18 protein-coding genes are annotated in these 17848 nt (G+C 70.1%); 9 read left to right on the plus strand and 9 right to left on the minus strand.

Translation table 11 applies throughout. From position 1 onward, the window contains the following. Positions 1-73 precede the first annotated feature (73 nt). On the minus strand, positions 74-586 hold the full coding sequence (locus tag LQ757_RS17890; RefSeq protein WP_231048627.1) for an SRPBCC family protein: 513 nt from the start codon (positions 584-586) through the stop codon (positions 74-76). On the opposite strand from LQ757_RS17890, the gene LQ757_RS17895 reads away from it, so the two are divergent. Continuing rightward, the gene (locus LQ757_RS17895) at positions 585-1103 is read left to right on the plus strand and encodes a hypothetical protein (protein ID WP_231048628.1); all 519 of its coding nucleotides are present in this window, start codon (positions 585-587) and stop codon (positions 1101-1103) included. The two genes, LQ757_RS17890 and LQ757_RS17895, sit on opposite strands and share 2 nt — an antisense overlap. A 43-nt stretch (positions 1104-1146) precedes the next feature. On the opposite strand, the gene LQ757_RS17900 is transcribed toward LQ757_RS17895, so the two are convergent. The 4 genes from LQ757_RS17900 to LQ757_RS17915 all read right to left on the minus strand — a co-directional run bounded on the left by LQ757_RS17900 (position 1147) and on the right by LQ757_RS17915 (position 4547). Further along, on the minus strand, positions 1147-1743 hold the full coding sequence (locus LQ757_RS17900; RefSeq protein WP_231048629.1) for a DnaJ family domain-containing protein: 597 nt from the start codon (positions 1741-1743) through the stop codon (positions 1147-1149). 151 nt (positions 1744-1894) lie between these two features. Continuing rightward, positions 1895-2719: an ABC transporter permease gene (locus LQ757_RS17905; protein ID WP_231048717.1), complete on the minus strand. Its 825-nt coding sequence runs from the start codon at positions 2717-2719 to the stop codon at positions 1895-1897. Between the two features lie 5 nt (positions 2720-2724). Then, positions 2725-3561 (minus strand): ABC transporter permease, encoded by an 837-nt coding sequence (locus LQ757_RS17910; protein ID WP_231048630.1) that lies wholly within the window; start codon positions 3559-3561, stop codon positions 2725-2727. Positions 3562-3620: 59 nt separating this feature from the next. Continuing rightward, positions 3621-4547: an ABC transporter ATP-binding protein gene (locus LQ757_RS17915; protein ID WP_231048631.1), complete on the minus strand. Its 927-nt coding sequence runs from the start codon at positions 4545-4547 to the stop codon at positions 3621-3623. A gap of 81 nt (positions 4548-4628) precedes the next feature. Here LQ757_RS17915 and LQ757_RS17920 point away from each other — a divergent pair, with 81 nt between their 5' ends. The 5 genes from LQ757_RS17920 (at position 4629) to LQ757_RS17940 (ending at position 10008) form a co-directional block, all read left to right on the plus strand. After that, positions 4629-5549, plus strand: a complete 921-nt coding sequence (locus tag LQ757_RS17920) for a pseudouridine-5'-phosphate glycosidase (RefSeq protein WP_231048632.1) — start codon at positions 4629-4631, stop codon at positions 5547-5549. After that, positions 5533-6423, plus strand: coding sequence for a carbohydrate kinase family protein (locus LQ757_RS17925; RefSeq protein ID WP_231048633.1), 891 nt, complete (start codon positions 5533-5535; stop codon positions 6421-6423). The genes LQ757_RS17920 and LQ757_RS17925 overlap by 17 nt, the downstream gene beginning before the upstream one ends. Positions 6424-6516: 93 nt before the next feature. After that, positions 6517-8451, plus strand: a complete 1935-nt coding sequence (locus LQ757_RS17930) for an ABC transporter ATP-binding protein (protein WP_231048634.1) — start codon at positions 6517-6519, stop codon at positions 8449-8451. A gap of 147 nt (positions 8452-8598) precedes the next feature. Next, complete coding sequence (locus tag LQ757_RS17935; protein ID WP_231048635.1) at positions 8599-9441, plus strand: hypothetical protein; 843 nt, start codon at positions 8599-8601, stop codon at positions 9439-9441. Between the two features lie 66 nt (positions 9442-9507). Then, positions 9508-10008 carry a 2'-5' RNA ligase family protein gene (locus tag LQ757_RS17940; RefSeq protein ID WP_231048636.1) on the plus strand — a complete coding sequence of 167 codons (501 nt, stop codon included), beginning with the start codon at positions 9508-9510 and terminating at the stop codon, positions 10006-10008. A 63-nt stretch (positions 10009-10071) separates the two neighbouring features. On the opposite strand, the gene LQ757_RS17945 is transcribed toward LQ757_RS17940, so the two are convergent. Together LQ757_RS17945 and LQ757_RS17950 are read right to left on the minus strand one after the other, a co-directional pair. Continuing rightward, positions 10072-10458 (minus strand): DUF1622 domain-containing protein, encoded by a 387-nt coding sequence (locus tag LQ757_RS17945; RefSeq protein WP_231048637.1) that lies wholly within the window; start codon positions 10456-10458, stop codon positions 10072-10074. Positions 10459-10591: 133 nt separating this feature from the next. Continuing rightward, complete coding sequence (locus LQ757_RS17950; RefSeq protein WP_231048638.1) at positions 10592-12448, minus strand: phosphoenolpyruvate carboxykinase (GTP); 1857 nt, start codon at positions 12446-12448, stop codon at positions 10592-10594. Between the two features lie 128 nt (positions 12449-12576). Between LQ757_RS17950 and LQ757_RS17955 the strand changes: the two genes are divergently transcribed. The 3 genes from LQ757_RS17955 (at position 12577) to LQ757_RS17965 (ending at position 15530) form a co-directional block, all read left to right on the plus strand. Then, entirely contained in the window at positions 12577-14019 is a 1443-nt protein-coding gene (locus tag LQ757_RS17955) for an XRE family transcriptional regulator (RefSeq protein WP_231048639.1), read from the plus strand. A gap of 201 nt (positions 14020-14220) precedes the next feature. Then, positions 14221-14562 (plus strand): PadR family transcriptional regulator, encoded by a 342-nt coding sequence (locus LQ757_RS17960; protein ID WP_231048640.1) that lies wholly within the window; start codon positions 14221-14223, stop codon positions 14560-14562. Next, positions 14559-15530, plus strand: coding sequence for a hypothetical protein (locus tag LQ757_RS17965; protein ID WP_231048641.1), 972 nt, complete (start codon positions 14559-14561; stop codon positions 15528-15530). Before LQ757_RS17960 ends, LQ757_RS17965 begins: the two co-directional genes overlap by 4 nt. Positions 15531-15598: 68 nt before the next feature. Here the strand turns inward: LQ757_RS17965 and LQ757_RS17970 are convergent, their stop codons facing one another. Together LQ757_RS17970 and LQ757_RS17975 are read right to left on the minus strand one after the other, a co-directional pair. Further along, complete coding sequence (locus LQ757_RS17970; protein WP_231048642.1) at positions 15599-16387, minus strand: SDR family NAD(P)-dependent oxidoreductase; 789 nt, start codon at positions 16385-16387, stop codon at positions 15599-15601. A gap of 149 nt (positions 16388-16536) precedes the next feature. Beyond that, positions 16537-17712 (minus strand): thiolase family protein, encoded by a 1176-nt coding sequence (locus LQ757_RS17975; protein ID WP_231048643.1) that lies wholly within the window; start codon positions 17710-17712, stop codon positions 16537-16539. Positions 17713-17848: the final 136 nt, after the last annotated feature.

A 17848-nucleotide genomic window follows, 5' to 3' on the forward strand; every position in this document is an offset into this window, starting at 1 on the left:
ACGACGTGTCCGGCGGTCTGGTTGTCGCCCGAGTCGCCGCATTGTCGGCACCGAGCCGGGCCCGTGCGCCGAGTCAGAGCTCGTCTTCCATCAGCGCCCTGATGTTCTTGGCGCTTCTCTGCATCCGATCGGTGATCAGCGCTTCGTTGACGGAACCCGGGACCTCTGCGGCGATCGTGACCGAGGTCGTAGTCGGATCGACGGATTCGAAGCTGGCCCGGCCCGGCATCTCGTATCCACCTTCCCGGATCATGACTGCGAACGTCCTGTCCCGTTCGAACTCCACCACTTCCATGGTGCCGTCCACCGGTGTGCCGGAACGGACATTTCGCCGGCGGATGATCGTCCCCACGGCGATCGGCGCTTCGGAGGTCGCTTCGAGCTGGATGTCGGGATCCCAACGAGGGTGGTTCCGCACGTGGTCGTCGGCGTACCAGGCGAAGACCTTTCCGATCGGTCGGTGAACCTCTACTGACATATGCGGGCTCCGGCCCGCCGACCCGTAGGGTTGCCGCTTCGTCGGCTCTGTAGTTACCCCAAGACTGGGGGTCTTCGACACGGAACCGAAGCGATAAAGTTCGGCCATGGCTACGTCATTCAGACGACTTGCCCTCTGCGCCGTTGTGGTCCCGATTGTCTTTGCCGTGACTGCGATCGCCGGCCCCGCGGCCGCGGCACCTCCTGAAACGTCCAGTTTCGACGATCAGGCGGAGATCCCGGGTTTCATCGACTGCGACGGGGTCGCGATCGATGCAAGCCTGACCGCTCACGTCACAGTCCGAACCTTCTTCGACTCCGCCGGCGACGTTCACCGGGTCTCGGTGAAGCTCAAGGCGAACGACGTGCTCACAAACAGTGTGACTCAGCGGCAGGTCGAGATCCGCGGCGTCTTCGAGGAGATGTTCACCCGAATCGGAGACACCGATGAGTTCAGCCACACGCTCGTCGGGTTCCGCATCATGGGCTTCGCCGCCGGCGAGGGACTGGTGATTCAGGACGTCGGCCGCATCGTCTATGACCCCGAACACAACGTCGTCTCGCTGGCCGGTCAACACGACGCCGAACCAGACGAGCAGGCCGCCATCTGTGCGGCACTGACCTGAGGCCGGCTGAGCCGACAGCGCCGCGGTCCCCACTGAGGGATCCTCAGTCGCGACGCTTCCACCACCGCTTTCGTGACGTCCTCTGCTCACGCTCGAGCGGTTCGCGCTCCTCGGTCGCCTGACGCTGTCGGGCTTCGCGGCGCTCGCGCCATCCACGCACCTCACCGCCGGCATCCCGAGTCGGGGTCACGACGGGCGGCCCGCCGAGCAGCTGGCGGCGCGCCTCGATCACGCGCCGATTGAAGTCTTCGACTGCCTCACGGACCTCGGATTCGCGGTGCATTCGATCCAGGTGGGCCTCGAGTCCAGCGCTCTCGACCCGCAGGGTGAGCGCGGGCGGACCCAATCCGCTCAGTTGCTCGCGCTCGATCTTGCGACGAATCCACCAGTCGGGGTCGTGCTGCCCGGTCAATCCCTCAAGGGGCTTTCCCGCGCCGGGGAGGTTGTCGAACTCGCCGCGACGGATGGCCTGCTGGATCGCGTTCTCCACGTACGCCGACCGCTCAGCCTGCGTGGACGGTCGAGCCGGTTCGGGCGCCAGATCGGCGACATCGGGCTCTTCGCCACGGGCGATCGCCTCTTCACGGGCGAGGCGATCGAGCCGGTACTGCCACGCTGCGCGCTGCGGATCCTCGCTCATCCTCGACCTCCTTCGCGCGTCGGATATCCGTCTTCCACGATACGACGCCCCCTCGGTGAGCGCGTCGCATGCGCCCGATGGCCCTGGCGATCCCCGACGGGGGCAACGGAGACATCCGATTCGTCGCCTCCGTCGGGGCGTCGGGTGTACCTCAGTCGAGGAACAACGCCCGCAACCGCTTGGTCGTGAACACGAGCCCGATCGCGATCATCACGGCGTAGTAGAGCACATGCCAGAGCATGCCCCAGTCGACGGCGCCCGTCGTGAGGCCGCGCACCAGTTCGACGCCGTGCCAGAGCGGGAGCGCCTGGATGACGTACTGCAGCCACTGCGGGTAGACCGTGATCGGGTAGAACGTCGCTGAGAACAGGAACATCGGGAGCATCACGAAGCTGATCCAGTCCATCTGCTGGAAGGTCTTCATATAGCTCGTGATCGCCATGCCGACGCTCGCGAAGCCGAAGGCGATGAGCAGCACGGCCGGCAGCGCGAGCAACGCCCACCACGAGAGGTTGAGCCCGAGCGCCTGCATCACGATCTGGAAGCCGACCGCGTAGAGCGCCCCGCGCAACAGGGCGAGCATGATTTCGCCGAGCGCGACGTCGAGCGGCCCGAGCGAGGTCGAGAGCATGCCCTCGTAGAGTCGCGCGAACTGCATCTTGAAGAAGACGTTCCACGTCGAGTCGTAGATGGCGCCGTTCATGGCCGCGACCGCGAGCAGGGCCGGCGCGATGAACGCCGCGTAGGGCACCACCTGTCCGCCCTCGGTCGAGACGTCGCCCACGAGGGTGCCGAGGCCGATGCCCATGGCGAGCAGGTAGAAGATCGGCTCGAAGAAGCCGCTGACCATCACGAGCCAGTTCGTGCTGCGCGTCGCGCGCCACCCGCGGAACATGACAGCTCGCGCGTTGCCCGCGTACAGCGACCTCGCCGGGCGGACGCGCAGGCTCGCGGGCGCCAGGTCGCGCTGGGTCAGGTCACTCACTTGCGGAGCCTCCTCACGGCGATGCGGCGCGCCCAGACCCAGCCGACCGCAAACATCGCCACGAGGTAGGCGACGTGCACGACCGTGAGCCAGATGGGTTCGGGATACCCGTAGGTGAACACCCTCGCGAGCTCGGTGCCATGCCAGAGCGGCGAGATCCAGCCGATCGGCTGCAGCCAGATGGGGAACACGGTGAGGGGGAAGAATGTGCCCGAGAACAGCGTCATCGGCAGCACCACGAAGCGCATGACCATGGCGAGCTGCCCGGTGTCTTCTTCGAGGGTCGAGGTGTAGGCCATCAGCACGGCGCCGAAAGCGAGCCCGGTGAGCACGGCGGACGCGATGGCCAGGAACCCGGTGGCCGCGGGCACGGCGCCGAACACGAGCATGAGCGCGAAGAACAGCACCGCATTGACGAGCATGCGCACTGCGACCGAGAGGATGACCCCGTCGGCGACCTGCTGCGGTCGGATGGGGGCTGCGTGCATGCCCGAGAAGGTCGGGTTCCACTTGTAGCCGAGCATGATGGGGTAGGTGAACTCCTCGCCCGCGACGGTGACCGCTGCGCTCGCGAGCAGTGCCGGCGCGACGAACACGAGGTAGCTCACGCCACCGACGGGCTCGGCGCCGACGCTGCCGTCGACGATCGTCGCGAGTCCGACACCGAGCGCGTAGAGGTAGAGGAGAGGGCTGCCGATGCCCGCGACGACGACCGTGCCGGTGTAGCTGCGCATGACGCGGAACCGGTGCTCGGCCACGTACCACGCGCCCCACCGGCGCGGGTTGCGCCCGGCGGCGAGCGCCGCGCGCGTGACGTCGGATGCGGCATCCATCGCCGAAGGGTCTCGATACGCGTCGCCTTCGGCGGCGCTCCTCGACCGACGAACCTCGCTCATTCGATGAGGCTCCGCCCGGTGAGCCGGAGGAACACGTCTTCGAGGCTCGACCGCCGAACGAGGCTCGTGATCGGGTGCAGCCCTGCGCCGGTGATGCGCTCGAGCTCAGCCTCGCCGTTCTCGCTGTAGACGAGGATGCGGTCGGGCAGCACCTCGAGGCGATCGCCGATGCCGGCGAGACGACCGGCGACGTCGGCGTTGCGGTCACTGCCGAACCGCATCTCGAGCACCTCGCGCGACGAGTAGCGGCGGATGAGCGCGGCAGGGGTGCCCTCGGCCATGATCGTGCCCTTGTCGACGACCACGAGCCGGTCGCAGAGCTGCTCGGCCTCGTCCATGTAGTGGGTCGTCAGCAGCAGGGTCGTGCCCTGCTCTTTCAACCGGAACAGCCGATCCCAGAGGATGTGCCGCGCCTGCGGGTCGAGGCCGGTGGTCGGCTCGTCGAGCAGCAGCACCCGCGGATCGTTGACGAGGGCGCGCGCGATCGTGAGGCGGCGCTTCATGCCGCCCGACAGCGAGTCGACCTTGGCCTTGCCCTTGTCTTCGAGTTGCGCGAACGCGAGCAGTTCGTCGGCCCGCTCGGCGACGAGCTTGCGCGGCAGTCCGAAGTAGCGGCCGTAGACGAGCAGGTTCTCGCGGACTCGCAGCTCGGTGTCGAGGTTGTCGGCCTGCGGCACGACGCCCAGCTGCGACCGGATCTCGGGGCCGAACCGGTCGGGGTCGAGCCCGAGGATCGTGAGGTCGCCGGCCGTTCGGGTCGAGACGGCGCCGACCATGCGCATGGTCGTCGACTTGCCGGCGCCGTTCGGGCCGAGCAGCCCGAAGGACTCGCCCGGCGCGACCTCGAACGAGATGCCGTCGACGGCGGCGAACTCGCCATAGCGCTTCACGAGGTCTCTGGCGACGATGACTGGCTGCGACACAAGCACTCACGATAGTGCGCAGTACCGACATCCGTGGGCCCGTCCGGGGCGATCGTCGGCGCCCCGCCCTACGATGGCGGCATGCAGCCCGAACTTGTCTCGGCGATCCGTGTGAGCGACGAGGTGCGCGCCGCCGTCGACGGCGGCGCGCCGGTGCTCGCGCTCGAGTCGACCATCCTGAGCCATGGGCTCCCCCGCCCGCGCAATCTCGAGATCGCAGTCGAGTCCGAGGAGGCGGTGCGGGCGGTCGGCGTCGTGCCCGCGACGATCGGCGTGATCGACGGCGTCGCGATCGTCGGCCTGTCGGCTACCGAGACCGAGCGACTGTGCACGCGCGACGATGTCGTGAAGGTGAGCGTGCGCGACCTGCCGATCGCGCGCGCGAAGGCGCTCGACGGCGGCACCACCGTCGCGGCGACGGCCTGGCTCGCGCACCGGGCCGGAATCGCGGTGATGTCGACCGGCGGCCTCGGCGGCGTGCACCGGGGGGCGAGCGAGACCTTCGACGAGTCGGCCGATCTCACCACGCTCGCCGAGACCCCGATCACGCTCGTGAGTGCGGGCGTGAAGTCGATCCTCGACATCGGCGCGACGCTCGAACGCCTCGAGACCCTCAACGTCCCCGTGGTGGGGTATCGCACGAACCGCTACCCCGGCTTCTATGTCGCCGACTCCGGCTTCGCGCTCGACTACCGCGTCGACACGGCTGCCGAGGCCGCCGCCCTCGCCCGCGCCCGCGACGAACTCGGCCTGTCGGCCGCGGTGCTCGTCGCGAATCCGATCGACGAGGCGAGCCAACTCGACCCCGTGTTCCACGACCGGGTGCTCGCCGAGGCGCTGGCCGCGGCATCCGCCGCCGGCATCACGGGGCACGACACGACGCCGTTCCTGCTCGACCACATGCAGCGGGCCACCGGCGGGCGAAGCCTCGACGTGAACCTCGACGTCTACCGCGGCAACGTGGCGCTCGGCGCCGAGATCGCTCGTGCACTCGCAGGTTGAGCCGTCGGTGGGCGGCGTGCTCGCCGTCGCGGGCGACCTCGTGGAAGACGTCGTCGTGTGGGTCGACGAACCCGTGCGCGCGGCCACCGACACGGCGGCCCGGGTGTTCCGGGCCCGCGGCGGCAGTGCGGCGAACGTCGCGGCCCTGGCCGCGCCGCTCGTGCCGACGCGCTTCATCGGGCGGGTGGGCGCCGATGCCGCGGGGGCGGCGCTCGCCGACGACCTCGCGTCGGCCGGGGTCGACGTGCGCGTGCAGCGGTCGGGGCGCACGGGAACGGTCGTGCTGCTCGTCGACGCCGAGGGCGAGCGCACCATGTTCCCCGATCGCGGCGCGTCGGCCGAGCTCGCCGGAGTCGAGCCCGGCTGGCTCGACGGCGTGGCCTGGCTGCACCTGCCCGCATACGGCCTCGAGCGCGAACCGATGCGCGCCGAGCTGCGTCGGCTCGCCGTGCTCGGTCGGGCCGTCGGCGCGCGTGTGTCGGTCGACGCGTCGTCGACGGGCCTGCTCACAGGCATCGGCGTCGATCCGGCGCTCGAACTCATTCGGGCGATCGGCCCCGACGTGCTGTTCGCCAACGAAGACGAGGCGGCCTTGCTCGGTCTCTCGGGCGGCGGCCCGGTCGCGGCATCCGTGGCGCCCACCGTCGTCATCAAGCACGGGCCGCTGCCGACCGATGTGGTCGAACGCGGCGAGCTCGCCGCGCGCATCGACGTTGCACCCGTCGACGGGATCCGCGACCTGACGGGGGCCGGCGATGCGTTCGCCGCCGGCTTCATCGCGGCGACGCTGCGCGGGTCGGATGTCGCGGCCGCATGCCGCGCCGGCCACGAACGGGCGGCGTCCGTGCTGACCAACCCCGGCGCGCACACCTGAGGCACGGACGCAGGTAGGCCACGTAGGCTTCTCTGCGGTGATGAGACGGCTCGTGGATGGAGCATCCGCCCGCCGCGCACCGAGGAAGAGACGATGAGCACCACTGAAACCGCGACCCGGCGTTCGACCCGGGCCGACCGCACCGCCCGACCCACCCGCAGATCGCCGTTCGCACGCGGCGGACGCGGCGGCGGCGAGCCCAGCGGACCACGCGCCACCTTCCGGCAGTTGCTGCCGTTCCTGTTCGAGCACCGCCCGGTACTCATCTGGGTCGCGGTGCTCAGCGTCATCGGCGCACTCACGAGCCTCGCCCAGCCGCTGCTCGTCGCGCAGGTGATCGACATCGTCGAAGCCGGCGAGACGCTCGGCTGGATCGTCTGGGGCCTCATCGCCCTCGTCGTCGTGAGCGGCATCATCACCGGCTACCAGCACTACCTGCTGCAGCGCACCGGCGAGGGCGTCGTGCTCTCGAGCCGCAAGCGACTCATCGGCAAGCTGCTGCGCCTGCCGATCGCCGAGTTCGACACCCGCCGCACCGGCGACCTCGTCTCACGCGTCGGCAGCGACACGACCATGCTGCGCGCCGTCCTCACCCAGGGCCTCGTCGAGGCCATCGGCGGCGCCGTCACGTTCGTCGGCGCGCTCATCGCCATGCTCGTCATCGACCCCGTGCTGCTCGGCCTCACGGTGCTCGTCGTCGTCATCGCCATCACGACCGTGACGCTGCTCTCGCGGCGGGTGCGCGAGGCGTCGCACGCGGCGCAGGAGAAGGTGGGCGACGTCGCCGCGTCGGTCGAGCGCGCGATCAGCGCCGTGCGCACCATCCGCGCGTCGGGCGCGACCGACCGCGAGGTTCGCGATGTCGAGGCCGAGGCCGAGGGCGCCTGGACGATGGGGGTCAAGGTCGCGAAGATCTCGGCGCTCATCGTGCCGGTGGCCGGCATCGCCATGCAGGTGTCGTTCCTCGTGGTGCTCGGCGTCGGCGGATTCCGCGTCGCCTCAGGGGCGATCACGGTGTCCGACCTCGTCGCGTTCATCCTGTTCCTGTTCATGATGATCCTGCCCCTCGGGCAGGCCTTCGGAGCGATCACCTCGGTGAATCTCGCGCTCGGTGCACTCGGCCGCATCCAGGAGATCCTCGACCTGCCCGACGAGGACACGCACGACCGCGAGCTCGCCCCGCTCGCCCTCATGGTCGGCCACGCGAACGAGGGCGTGCTGCCCGATGCCCCCGCGATCGAGTTCGACGGCGTGCACTTCGCGTACGCCGCCACCCCGCAAGACCCAGCCGACCCCGCGAACGAGTCGCCCGACGAGCACCTCCCCGAACCCTCGGTCACCGACCGGCAGCCCGTGCTGCGAGGTGTGTCGTTCCAGGTGCCGCGCGGGCAGCGCATCGCCCTCGTGGGCCCCTCGGGCGCCGGCAAGTCGACGATGCTCGCGCTCATCGAGCGGTTCTACGACCCGTCGGTCGGCGTCGTGCGCATGGGCGGACTCGACCTGCGTTCGATCGACCGTGCCCAGCTGCGGGCGCAGATCGGCTACGTCGAACAGGATGCCCCGGTGCTGGCGGGCTCATTGCGCGACAACCTCAAGCTCGGCACTCCCGACGCGACCGACGCCGAGTGCGAGCACGTGCTGCGCGCCGTGAACCTCGGCTCGGTGCTCGACCGCGACGCGGCCGGGCTCGACGCGGCGGTCGGCGAAGACGGCATCATGCTCTCGGGCGGCGAGCGCCAGCGCCTCGCGATCGCCCGAGCGCTGCTCGCCGCTCCCCCGATCCTGCTCCTCGACGAGTCGACGTCGTCGCTCGACGGGGTCAACGAGCGCATGATGCGCGAGGCGATCGACGCCGTGGCGGCCGGCCGCACGCTCATCGTCATCGCCCACCGGCTGTCGACCGTGATCGACTCCGATCGCATCGTCGTGGTCGACGAGGGGCGCGTCATCGGTGAGGGCACCCACGCCGAACTCGTCGCCGCGGTGCCGCTCTACCGCGAACTCGCGGCGCACCAGTTGCTCGTCTGACCGGGTCCGGCGCGCGGGCGGGCTCAGGGACATCCCGAACAAACCTCAGTGCCTGCTCGGATGGTTCGACGGCGGCTGGTTCGTAGCGTGGGGGAATCGCATCCGGTTCTCGGATGTCACGAGCCATTTCCCCCACGGAGGACCATCATGACGATCGCCACTGTCACGAACGCCCGCGAGATCGCGCGCCTCGACGAGCTTCCCGTCGACCTCATCGACGACCTGCCCAACGCCGAGGACGGCGCCGAGAACGCCGCGAGCTCGCAGCGGAACGGACTCGGCAACTCGTTCGACCGCATCCAGGCCGGCATCCAGGGCTGGCTGCGCCACTGGGAGCCGCAGCGCCTGCCCGCGTTCACCGCCGTGCGCGACGAGATGCCCGAGAGCGACCGCGGACGCAGCGCCCTGCGTGCCGCCGCGACGCAGCCCGACGGTGCCGTGCGCATCACCGCCGCCCTGTACGACCCGCCGAACCGCGAGGGCGCGCCCCTCAGCTGGTCGCGCAACTGGGCGAGCGTCGCAGTGCTGCCTGCCGCGCGCGACGCCGGCCGGCTCTACTACCGCTTCCGCGTGTCGAGCCGACTCGTGCTCGACGGACAGGCCTCGCTCAGCCTCGCGTCGACGAGCGTGAACTTCGGCATCGTCCCCGACGCGGCGAAGGCCAGCCCGTTCGAGACCCCGGGTTTCGCGACGCCGATCTTCCGCCCGCTCGTGGGCGTCCAGTGCCGTGAAGACCAGGACGCGTCGGCGTCGCAGGTGTTCGAGGGCTCGATCGCCGTGCGCCAGGGCGACACTCCCGCGATGGCCTTCGTGATCGGTACCGACCTGCTGTTCCAGCAGGGCTGGGTGCGTGTGCATGAGGGGTCGAGCACATGGATCGGCACGTCGGAGCCGGGCGCGAGCGGCACGATCGAGTTCCGCTACGCACCCGCCGCGATGCTGCGCGTGCTCGGCCGGCTCGACGAGCCGCACGGCGACGACGGACGCTGACACGGCGTTCCCACTCGCCTCGCCCACACGCTTCGACCGAGCGCGCCACCCGGTTAGACTCACCGGATGGCGCGCTTCGTCGTCGTGCTCCCGCTCGTGCCGCTCGCCGCCGGCGATGAATTCACGGTGGCGGACTGGCCGCTGCACGTCACGCTCGTCGAACCCTTCTCCACGGAGCATCCGACCGGCCTCGTCGCCGACGCGGTTCGTACGGCGACCACGGGTGCCGCGGTCGTGCGCGCCACCGCGGGCGAGGAGGCGATGTTCGGCCGTCACCGCGACGTGCCGGTCACGCTCGTGCGCGACGGTGGTGAGCTGGCCGCACTTCGGCGGCGAACGCTCGACGCCCTGCATCGCGCGGGCATCGACACCGGCCATCCGCGTGCCGAGTTCCGCCCGCATGTCACCCGCAAGCGCCACGGTCGGCTGCACACCGGCGAGCGGGTCACGCTCGGCTCGGTCGCCCTGATCGACATGCGGCCGCCCGAAGGCTCGCATCACCGGCGGGTCATCGCCGCGATGCAGCTCAGCGGGGCATCGGGCCCGGCGTCGGCACCTCCACGCTGACCATCCGCCGACCGCGTGCAGATCCGACGAGCGCGCATGAATACTCGTGCGCGCTCGCCGGATTCACGCCCGCTCGGCGCGGGCGTCGGCTGCATCGACCTCGACGTCCGCAGCGCCGCGCTTCTGCCACGGCCACCGGCCCGACACCTCGAGCTCGAGCGACCAGCTGAGGAACGTCCGGATCAGCACGATGATCGCGAGCACGACGACCGAGTCGAGGGTAGGCGTGACCGCGACGGTCTTGATGATGTCGGCCGCGACGAGCAGTTCGAGTCCGAGCAGGATGGCCCGGCCGAGCACGCGCCTGAACCTCGTGTAGACCGGGCTGACCCGGCGCAGGCCGCGCAACGCCGCATCGATGCTCGCGTAGAGCACCCCGACGACGATCGCGATGACGCCCAGGATGTCGATGACCTCGCCGACCATCGCGATCACGCTGCCGAACTCCATCGCGCACCCCCTCTGCGGCACACGCTAGCCCCGGAGGCGGCGGGCGGCCGTGCGACGTGCCGCCCGCACACGAAGGACCGGGGCGCGCCTTCCCGTGCGCGGCCCCGGTCCTGGTCTGTGCGTGCGGTACGCCCTACGAGTGCTGCAGGTGGTAGCGCAGGCTCGCGAGCTCGGCCTTCAGCGCGGCCGGCACGCGGTCGCCGAACTGCGCGAAGTACTCCTCGGTGAGGTCGCACTCGGCGAGCCACGAGGCCCGATCGACGTCGAACAGCTGCGACAACGCGTCATCAGTGATCTCGAGGCCGTCGAGATCGAGCGACTCGGCCGCCGGCAGGAGGCCGATCGGGGTGTCGACGGTGTCGGCGCTGCCCTCGACGCGGCCGACGATCCACTCGAGCACGCGCGAGTTCTCGCCGAATCCGGGCCAGAGGAACTTGCCGTCGGCGCCCTTGCGGAACCAGTTGACCTGGAAGATCTTGGGCGCGTTCTCGCCGAGCACCCGGCCCATCTTCACCCAGTGGCCCCAGTAGTCGGCCATGTTGTAGCCGCAGAACGGCAGCATCGCGAACGGGTCGCGTCGCAGCTCGCCGACGGTGCCCTCGGCGGCCGCGGTCTGCTCGGACGAGATGGTCGCGCCCATGAATACGCCGTGCTTCCACGAGCGCGCCTCGGCGACGAGCGGCACGTTCGTCGCGCGGCGACCGCCGAACAGGATCGCGTCGATCGGCACGCCGTCGTGCGCGTCCCAGTCGTCGGAGATCTGCGGGCACTGCGCGGCAGCGACCGTGAAGCGCGAGTTCGGGTGGGCGGCCGGACGACCTGAGTCGGGGGTCCAGTGCTTGCCCTCCCAGTCGGTGAGCTCGGCCGGCGGCTCGTCGGTGAGTCCCTCCCACCAGACGTCGCCGTCAGGGCGCAGCGCGACGTTCGTGAAGATCGTGTTGCCCCAGAGCGTCTGCACCGCGGTCGGGTTGGTCGTCTCGCCCGTTCCCGGGGCGACGCCGAAGAAGCCGGCTTCGGGGTTGATCGCGTAGAGCCGGCCGTCGGCGCCGGGGCGCATCCAGGCGATGTCGTCGCCGATTGTCTCGACCTTCCAGCCGGGGATCGTCGGGCGCAGCATCGCGAGGTTGGTCTTGCCGCACGCGGACGGGAACGCGGCCGCGACGTGGTACGACTTGCCCTCGGGCGACGTGATCTTGATGAGCAGCATGTGCTCGGCGAGCCAGCCCTCGTCGCGGGCCATCACGCTCGCGATGCGCAGCGCGAAGCACTTCTTGGCGAGCAGGGCGTTGCCGCCGTAGCCCGAGCCGTACGACCAGATCTCGCGCGAGTCGGGGAACTGCACGATGTACTTCGTGTCGTTGCAGGGCCATTCGATCTCGGCGCGGCGGTGGCCGACGCCGTCGACGAGCGGGTAGCCCACGGAGTGCACGGTGCGCACCCACGGCTCGCCGGCCTCGATGAGGCGGTACACCGCGTCGCCCATGCGGGTCATGATGCCCATCGACAGCACGACGTAGGGCGAGTCGGTGATCTCGACGCCGAGCTGCGAGATCGGGCCGCCGAGGGGGCCCATCGAGAACGGCACGACGTACATCGTGCGGCCCTTCATGGAGCCGTCGAACACGTGCGTGAGCTCTTCGCGCATCTCGCGCGGGTCACGCCAGTTGTTCGTGGGACCGGCGTCCTCTTCGTACGTCGAGCAGATGAACGTGCGGTCCTCGACCCGCGCCACGTCACGGGGATCGGTGCGTGCGAGGTAGCTGTTGGGGCGCCACTCGGGGTTGAGCTTGATGAGCTTTCCCTCGGCGACGAGCTGCTTCGTCAGCAAGTCGGCCTCGTGCTTCGAGCCGTCGCACCACACGACCTCGTCGGGCTTGGTGAGGCCCGCGATCTCGTCGACCCATGCGCGCAGCGCCTGGTCGGTGGTGCCACGCTCGTTTCGGGCGCGATGGGATGCCTCGGTGCCGGGTGCGACGTCGGAGATGGTCATCTTCGTGCCTTTCCAGGTGGGTTCCGGCCGTTCCGGAGAAGTTCGTGTTTCCAGAATGCGCCAATTCGGGACATCCGACGCCGTATTTTCGGTCTTAAGAATCCGCGATCTTTCGATATTCTTAATCCATGAAGGCAGGCTCACCCGACCTCGCGACGCTCGGTCATCGCATCCGCCACTTCCGCGGCGAGCGGGGGTTCACCCTCGACCAGCTCGGCGACGCGATCGGCCTCGCCGGCAGCCAGCTGTCGCTCATCGAGAACGGCAAGCGCGAGCCGAAGCTGTCGACGCTCGACGCCCTCGCCGCAGCCCTCGACGTCGGACTCCCCGAACTCCTCGCGCGCGAGGCGCCGAGCCGGCGCGCCGCACTCGAGCTCGAACTCGGGCGGGCGCAGTCGAGCCCGCTCTACGCGACCCTCGGGCTTCCCGCCATCCGTCCGGGGCGCGGCATCACCGACGACACGCTCGCCGCGATCGTGGGCCTGCACCGCGAGCTGCAGCGTCGCGCGAGCGAGGCGATCGCGACCCCCGAAGAGGCTCGCCGCGCCAACACCGAGCTCCGCGAGCGCATGCGCGACCGCGCCAACTACCTTCCCGAGATCGAGCAGCTCGCCGAAGAGCAGGTCGCCGCGGCGGGGCACCGCCAGGGCGCCCTCACACACCGCGAGGTGAGCGTCATGGCCGAGCGACTCGGCTTCCAGCTCATCTACGTGAACGACCTGCCCGACTCGACCCGGTCGATCACCGACCTCGCGAACGGACGCATCTATCTGCCGCCCGCATCGATCCCCGGCGGCCACGGTCTGCGCTCGATGGCCCTGCAGGCGATGGCGCACCGGCTGCTCGGGCACACGCCTCCCGCGAGTTACGTCGAATTCCTCTGGCAGCGGCTCGAGATCAACTACTTCGCCGCGGCGTGCCTCATGCCGCAGGAGGCCTCGGTGGCCTTCCTCGCACAGGCCAAGAAAGAGAAGCGGCTCGCCATCGAGGACTTCCGCGACGCGTTCGGCGTCACGCACGAAGCTGCGGCGCTCCGCTTCACGAACCTCGCGACGAAGCACCTCGACATGACCCTGCACTTCCTGCGGGTGGCCGGCGACGGCGCACTGCAGAAGGGGTACGAGAACGACGGCCTGCCGTTGCCGACCGACGTCACCGGATCGATCGAGGGCCAGTGGGTCTGCAAGAAGTGGAGCGCGCGCACCGCGTTCGAGCACACGAACCGCACGACCGAGAACTACCAGTACACCGACACGCCTGCGGGCACGTTCTGGTGCGCCACCCAGACAGGGCGAACGGATGCCGCGGAGTTCTCGATCACGGTCGGGGTGCCCTTCGCGCAGGCGAAGTGGTTCCGCGGCCGCGAGACGACCATGCGCGCGGTGTCGACGTGCCCCGACGACAACTGCTGCCGCCGCGCGCCCGACGGCCTGGCCGAGCGCTGGTCGGGCCAGGCGTGGCCGAGCGCCCGCCTGCACGCGCACGTGCTGTCGCCGTTGCCCTCTGGCACGTTCCCCGGCGTCGACGACGCCGAGGTGTACGAGTTCCTCGAGTCGCACGCCGAGCAGTAGGGCGGGCTCGCGCGCTGACGAGTTGCAGGAGTGTCTCGTTCGACACGCCGCACACACCCGGCGTGTCGTCCACATCCCTCCTTCGACTCGCGCATTGCCACCCTTCATCGCGCGCGCGATGGTATTGCTCGAGCCGGGCCATCCATTGACCCAATGAAGTACCTCTTGCATTAGTGTGTGTCACACAGTATCGTGTGACACATGGACACCGACGAGACCACTCTGGGCCACATCCAGGAGCTGCGCCGCGGCACCGTGGTGCTCGCCTGCCTCATCCGGTTGCGCACCCCCGACTACGGGTACGCGCTGCTCGAATCCCTGAACGCGCTCGGCATCCTCGTCGACGCGAACACGCTCTACCCGCTGCTGCGCCGGCTCGAGAAGCAGGGCCTGCTCACGAGCGAGTGGAACACCGAAGAGGCGAGGCCCCGCAAGTTCTACCGCACCAGTCCCTCGGGCGAGCGACTCGCCGCCGCACTCACCACCGACTGGCGTCGCATCGACGACGCCCTGGCACGACTCGACACAGGAGAAGCACGATGACCACCCTCACCGACCGCTACGTGTGCGCCGCCGCCCGCACCCTGCCCGAGACGCAACGCGCCGAGTTCGGTCGCGAGCTGCGCGAGCGCATCGGCGACGTGATCGATGCCCACGTCGAGCGGGGCGCCGCGCCTGCCGACGCCGAGCACGCCGCCCTCGTCGAACTCGGCGACCCGCTGCAGCTCGCGTCGAGCTATATCGACCGGCCGTTGCAGCTCATCGGGCCGAAGTACTTCCTCACCTGGTGGCGACTGCTGAAGCTGCTGCTCGCCATCGTCGTGCCCATCGCCGCGGTGGGCGTGCTGCTCGGCCAGCTGATCTCGGGCGCGGCCGTGGGCGAGATGATCGGCACGACCATCGGCACGGCGCTCTCGGTCGGCGTTCACCTCTGCTTCTGGGTGACCCTCGTCTTCGCGGTGCTCGAGCGCTCGCCCGGAACCTCGGTGCCCGTCACGACGTGGACGCCCGATCAGTTGCCGCAGCCACGCGACGACGCCCGTGCCGGGCGACTCGGTGACCTGATCGGGTCGGTCGTGTTCCTCACGCTCTTCGCCGTCGCCATCGTGTGGCAGCAGTTCGGCATCGTCTGGATCGACGGCGAGCGCCAGCCGATCCCGGTGCTCGACCCTGCGCTGTGGTCGTTCTGGCTCCCGTACTTCATCGGACTGCTCGCGCTCGAGATCGTCTTCGCGGTCGTCATCTACCTGCGCGGCTGGACGTGGACCATGGCCTCCCTCAACGTGCTGCTGAACGTCGCGTTCACGGTGCCGGCGCTGTGGCTCTTCCTGAGCGGGCAGCTGTTCGCCCCCGAGTTCGTCGAGGCGATCGACTGGCCTTGGGGCGACGCCTCGGGCATCACCGTGACGGTCATCGTGTTCGTCGTGGTCGGCGTCGCCGTGTGGGACATCATCGACGGGTTCGTGAAGGCCGCGCGAAACCGCGGCGGTTCGGCGCTCGGCGGGTATTGAACGAACGGCGGATGTCCCGGGGGGTCCGACCCCGGGACATCCGCCGTGCTCGCTCGGCCGGGCGCCGCCTACTTCGGCTGCATGCGGATCGCGCCGTCGAGGCGGATCGTCTCGCCGTTCAGCATCGGGTTCGCGATGATCGAGCGTACGAGGGCCGCGTACTCGGTCGGATGTCCCATACGCGAGGGGTGCGGCACCTGCGCCTCGAGCGACGAGCGCACCTCGTCGGTCATGCCCGCCATCATGGGGGTCTCGAAGATGCCGGGCGCGATCGTGACGACGCGGATGAGCAGCTTCGACAGGTCGCGCGCGATCGGCAGGGTCATCCCGGCGACCGCCGCCTTCGACGCCGAGTACGCGGCCTGCCCGATCTGGCCGTCGAACGCGGCGACCGATGCGGTGTTCACGATGACGCCGCGCTCGGCGGTCGCAGGTCCCCCGGGCAGCGCCCCTTCGACCGGCTCGGTCGCGGCCATCGCCGCTGCCGCGAGGCGCGTCACGTTGAACGTGCCGATGAGGTTCACCCTGATCGTGCGCTCGAAGGCATCGAGCGGTGCCGGGCCGCCGCGGCCGACCGTGCGGTTCGCGGTGACGATGCCGGCGCAGTTGACGGCGACGCGCAACGGCCCGAGCGCCGAGGCCGCGTCGACGGCGGCCCGCACCCCGGCCTCGTTCGCGACGTCGGCGGCGACGAATCGGGCCCGGTCACCGAGCTCTGCGGCGGCCTCGTCACCGCGAGGGCCGGGCAGGTCGACGAGCACGACCGATGCCCCGCCTTCGATGAGTGCACGCGCGGTGGCGCGCCCGAGGCCCGAGGCCCCGCCGGTGACGATCGCGGAGGCGCCGTCGAGTTCCATGTGGTGTCCTTTCGTCGTGCGATCGGCCTGTGCCGGGGTCTGCGTCGTGCGTTCGTCGGAGTCGAGCGTTTCCGTTTCCGCCGGGTGTCGCCACTGCCGCGGAAACCACGGGCAGAAACGGAAACACTCGGCGGTGGGCGCCGCCCCCGTCAGAGGCGTTCGATGACGGTGGCGTTCGCCATGCCGCCGCCCTCGCACATCGTCTGCAGCCCATAGCGGCCACCGGTGGCCTCGAGCTGGTTGACGAGGGTCGTCAGCAGGCGCGTGCCGCTCGATCCGAGCGCGTGCCCGAGGGCGATCGCGCCGCCGCGCGGGTTCAGCTTCGCGACATCCGCCCCGGTCTCGCGCGCCCACGCGAGCGGAACCGACGCGAACGCCTCGTTGACCTCGTATGCGTCGATGTCGTCGTGCGTGAGGCCGGCGCGGTCGAGCACCTTCGACGTCGCGGGGATGACCCCCGTGAGCATGTACAGCGGGTCGCTGCCGACCACCGAGAACGACCGGAAGCGGGCGCGCGGAGTGAGTCCCAACTGCGACGCGCGTTCGGCGCTCATGATGAGCGCTGCGGATGCCCCGTCGGTGAGCGGCGACGAATTGCCCGGCGTGATGCGCCAGTCGAGCTCGGGGAACCGCTCGGCGAGCGCGTCGGTGCGGAACGCGGGATTCAGCCCCGCGAGGGAGTCGACGGATGTCGCGGGCCGCACGGTCTCGTCGGTGAGGGAGTCGACGCCCGCGACGGGCACGAGCTCGGTCGCGAACGCGCCCGACTCCCCCGCGGCCTCCGCGAGCCGGTGCGAGCGGGCCGCGAACTCGTCGAGCTCATCGCGCGTGAAGCCCCACTTCGCGGCGATGAGCTCGGCCGACACGCCCTGGTTGACGAGCCCGTCGGGGTAGCGCGCACGGATGCGGGTGCCGTAGGGGTCGGCGCCCGCGGCGCTCGAGCCGAGCGGCACGCGGCTCATCGACTCGACGCCGCACGCGATCACGATGTCGGCGTGGCCGGCGAGCACGGCCTGGGCGGCGAACGTCGCGGCCTGCTGGCTCGACCCGCACTGCCGGTCGATCGTGGTGCCCGGCACGTGCTCGGGGAAGCCCGCGGCGAGCACCGCGTTGCGGGTGATGTTGTAGCTCTGCTCGCCTATCTGGCTGACGCACCCGCCGATGACGTCGTCGATGAGTGCGGGGTCGAGGTCGTTGCGGTCGACGAGCGCCGTCAGCACGCCCGCGAGCAGGTCGACGGGGTGCACGCCCGAGAGGATGCCCCCGGGCTTGCCGCGCCCGACGGGCGTGCGGATGACGTCGACGATGACGGCTTCAGTGCTCATTCCCTCAGCCTACGACGGCCGGGAGGCACGGATGTCCCGGGTGCACTTCGCTCCGGCACTGCCGGCGTCGGGGCATCCGCCACGTCCCGAAAACAGGAACCTCGCGACGCAACCGGTCGCTGGTTCCTGTTCTCGT

Source organism: Agromyces cavernae (assembly GCF_021044935.1).
GTDB lineage: Bacteria > Actinomycetota > Actinomycetes > Actinomycetales > Microbacteriaceae > Agromyces > Agromyces cavernae.

Bases quoted from the DNA above. Each gene is read 5' to 3' on its own strand.
- LQ757_RS17895 (WP_231048628.1), top strand. From the start codon at position 585: ATGGCTACGTCATTCAGACGACTTGCCCTCTGCGCCGTTGTGGTCCCG.
- LQ757_RS17890 (WP_231048627.1), bottom strand. From the start codon at position 586: ATGGCCGAACTTTATCGCTTCGGTTCCGTGTCGAAGACCCCCAGTCTT.
- LQ757_RS17900 (WP_231048629.1), bottom strand. From the start codon at position 1,743: ATGAGCGAGGATCCGCAGCGCGCAGCGTGGCAGTACCGGCTCGATCGC.
- LQ757_RS17910 (WP_231048630.1), bottom strand. From the start codon at position 3,561: ATGGATGCCGCATCCGACGTCACGCGCGCGGCGCTCGCCGCCGGGCGC.
- LQ757_RS17920 (WP_231048632.1), top strand. From the start codon at position 4,629: ATGCAGCCCGAACTTGTCTCGGCGATCCGTGTGAGCGACGAGGTGCGC.
- LQ757_RS17930 (WP_231048634.1), top strand. From the start codon at position 6,517: ATGAGCACCACTGAAACCGCGACCCGGCGTTCGACCCGGGCCGACCGC.
- LQ757_RS17935 (WP_231048635.1), top strand. From the start codon at position 8,599: ATGACGATCGCCACTGTCACGAACGCCCGCGAGATCGCGCGCCTCGAC.
- LQ757_RS17940 (WP_231048636.1), top strand. From the start codon at position 9,508: ATGGCGCGCTTCGTCGTCGTGCTCCCGCTCGTGCCGCTCGCCGCCGGC.
- LQ757_RS17945 (WP_231048637.1), bottom strand. From the start codon at position 10,458: ATGGAGTTCGGCAGCGTGATCGCGATGGTCGGCGAGGTCATCGACATC.
- LQ757_RS17950 (WP_231048638.1), bottom strand. From the start codon at position 12,448: ATGACCATCTCCGACGTCGCACCCGGCACCGAGGCATCCCATCGCGCC.
- LQ757_RS17955 (WP_231048639.1), top strand. From the start codon at position 12,577: ATGAAGGCAGGCTCACCCGACCTCGCGACGCTCGGTCATCGCATCCGC.
- LQ757_RS17960 (WP_231048640.1), top strand. From the start codon at position 14,221: ATGGACACCGACGAGACCACTCTGGGCCACATCCAGGAGCTGCGCCGC.
- LQ757_RS17965 (WP_231048641.1), top strand. From the start codon at position 14,559: ATGACCACCCTCACCGACCGCTACGTGTGCGCCGCCGCCCGCACCCTG.
- LQ757_RS17970 (WP_231048642.1), bottom strand. From the start codon at position 16,387: ATGGAACTCGACGGCGCCTCCGCGATCGTCACCGGCGGGGCCTCGGGC.
- LQ757_RS17975 (WP_231048643.1), bottom strand. From the start codon at position 17,712: ATGAGCACTGAAGCCGTCATCGTCGACGTCATCCGCACGCCCGTCGGG.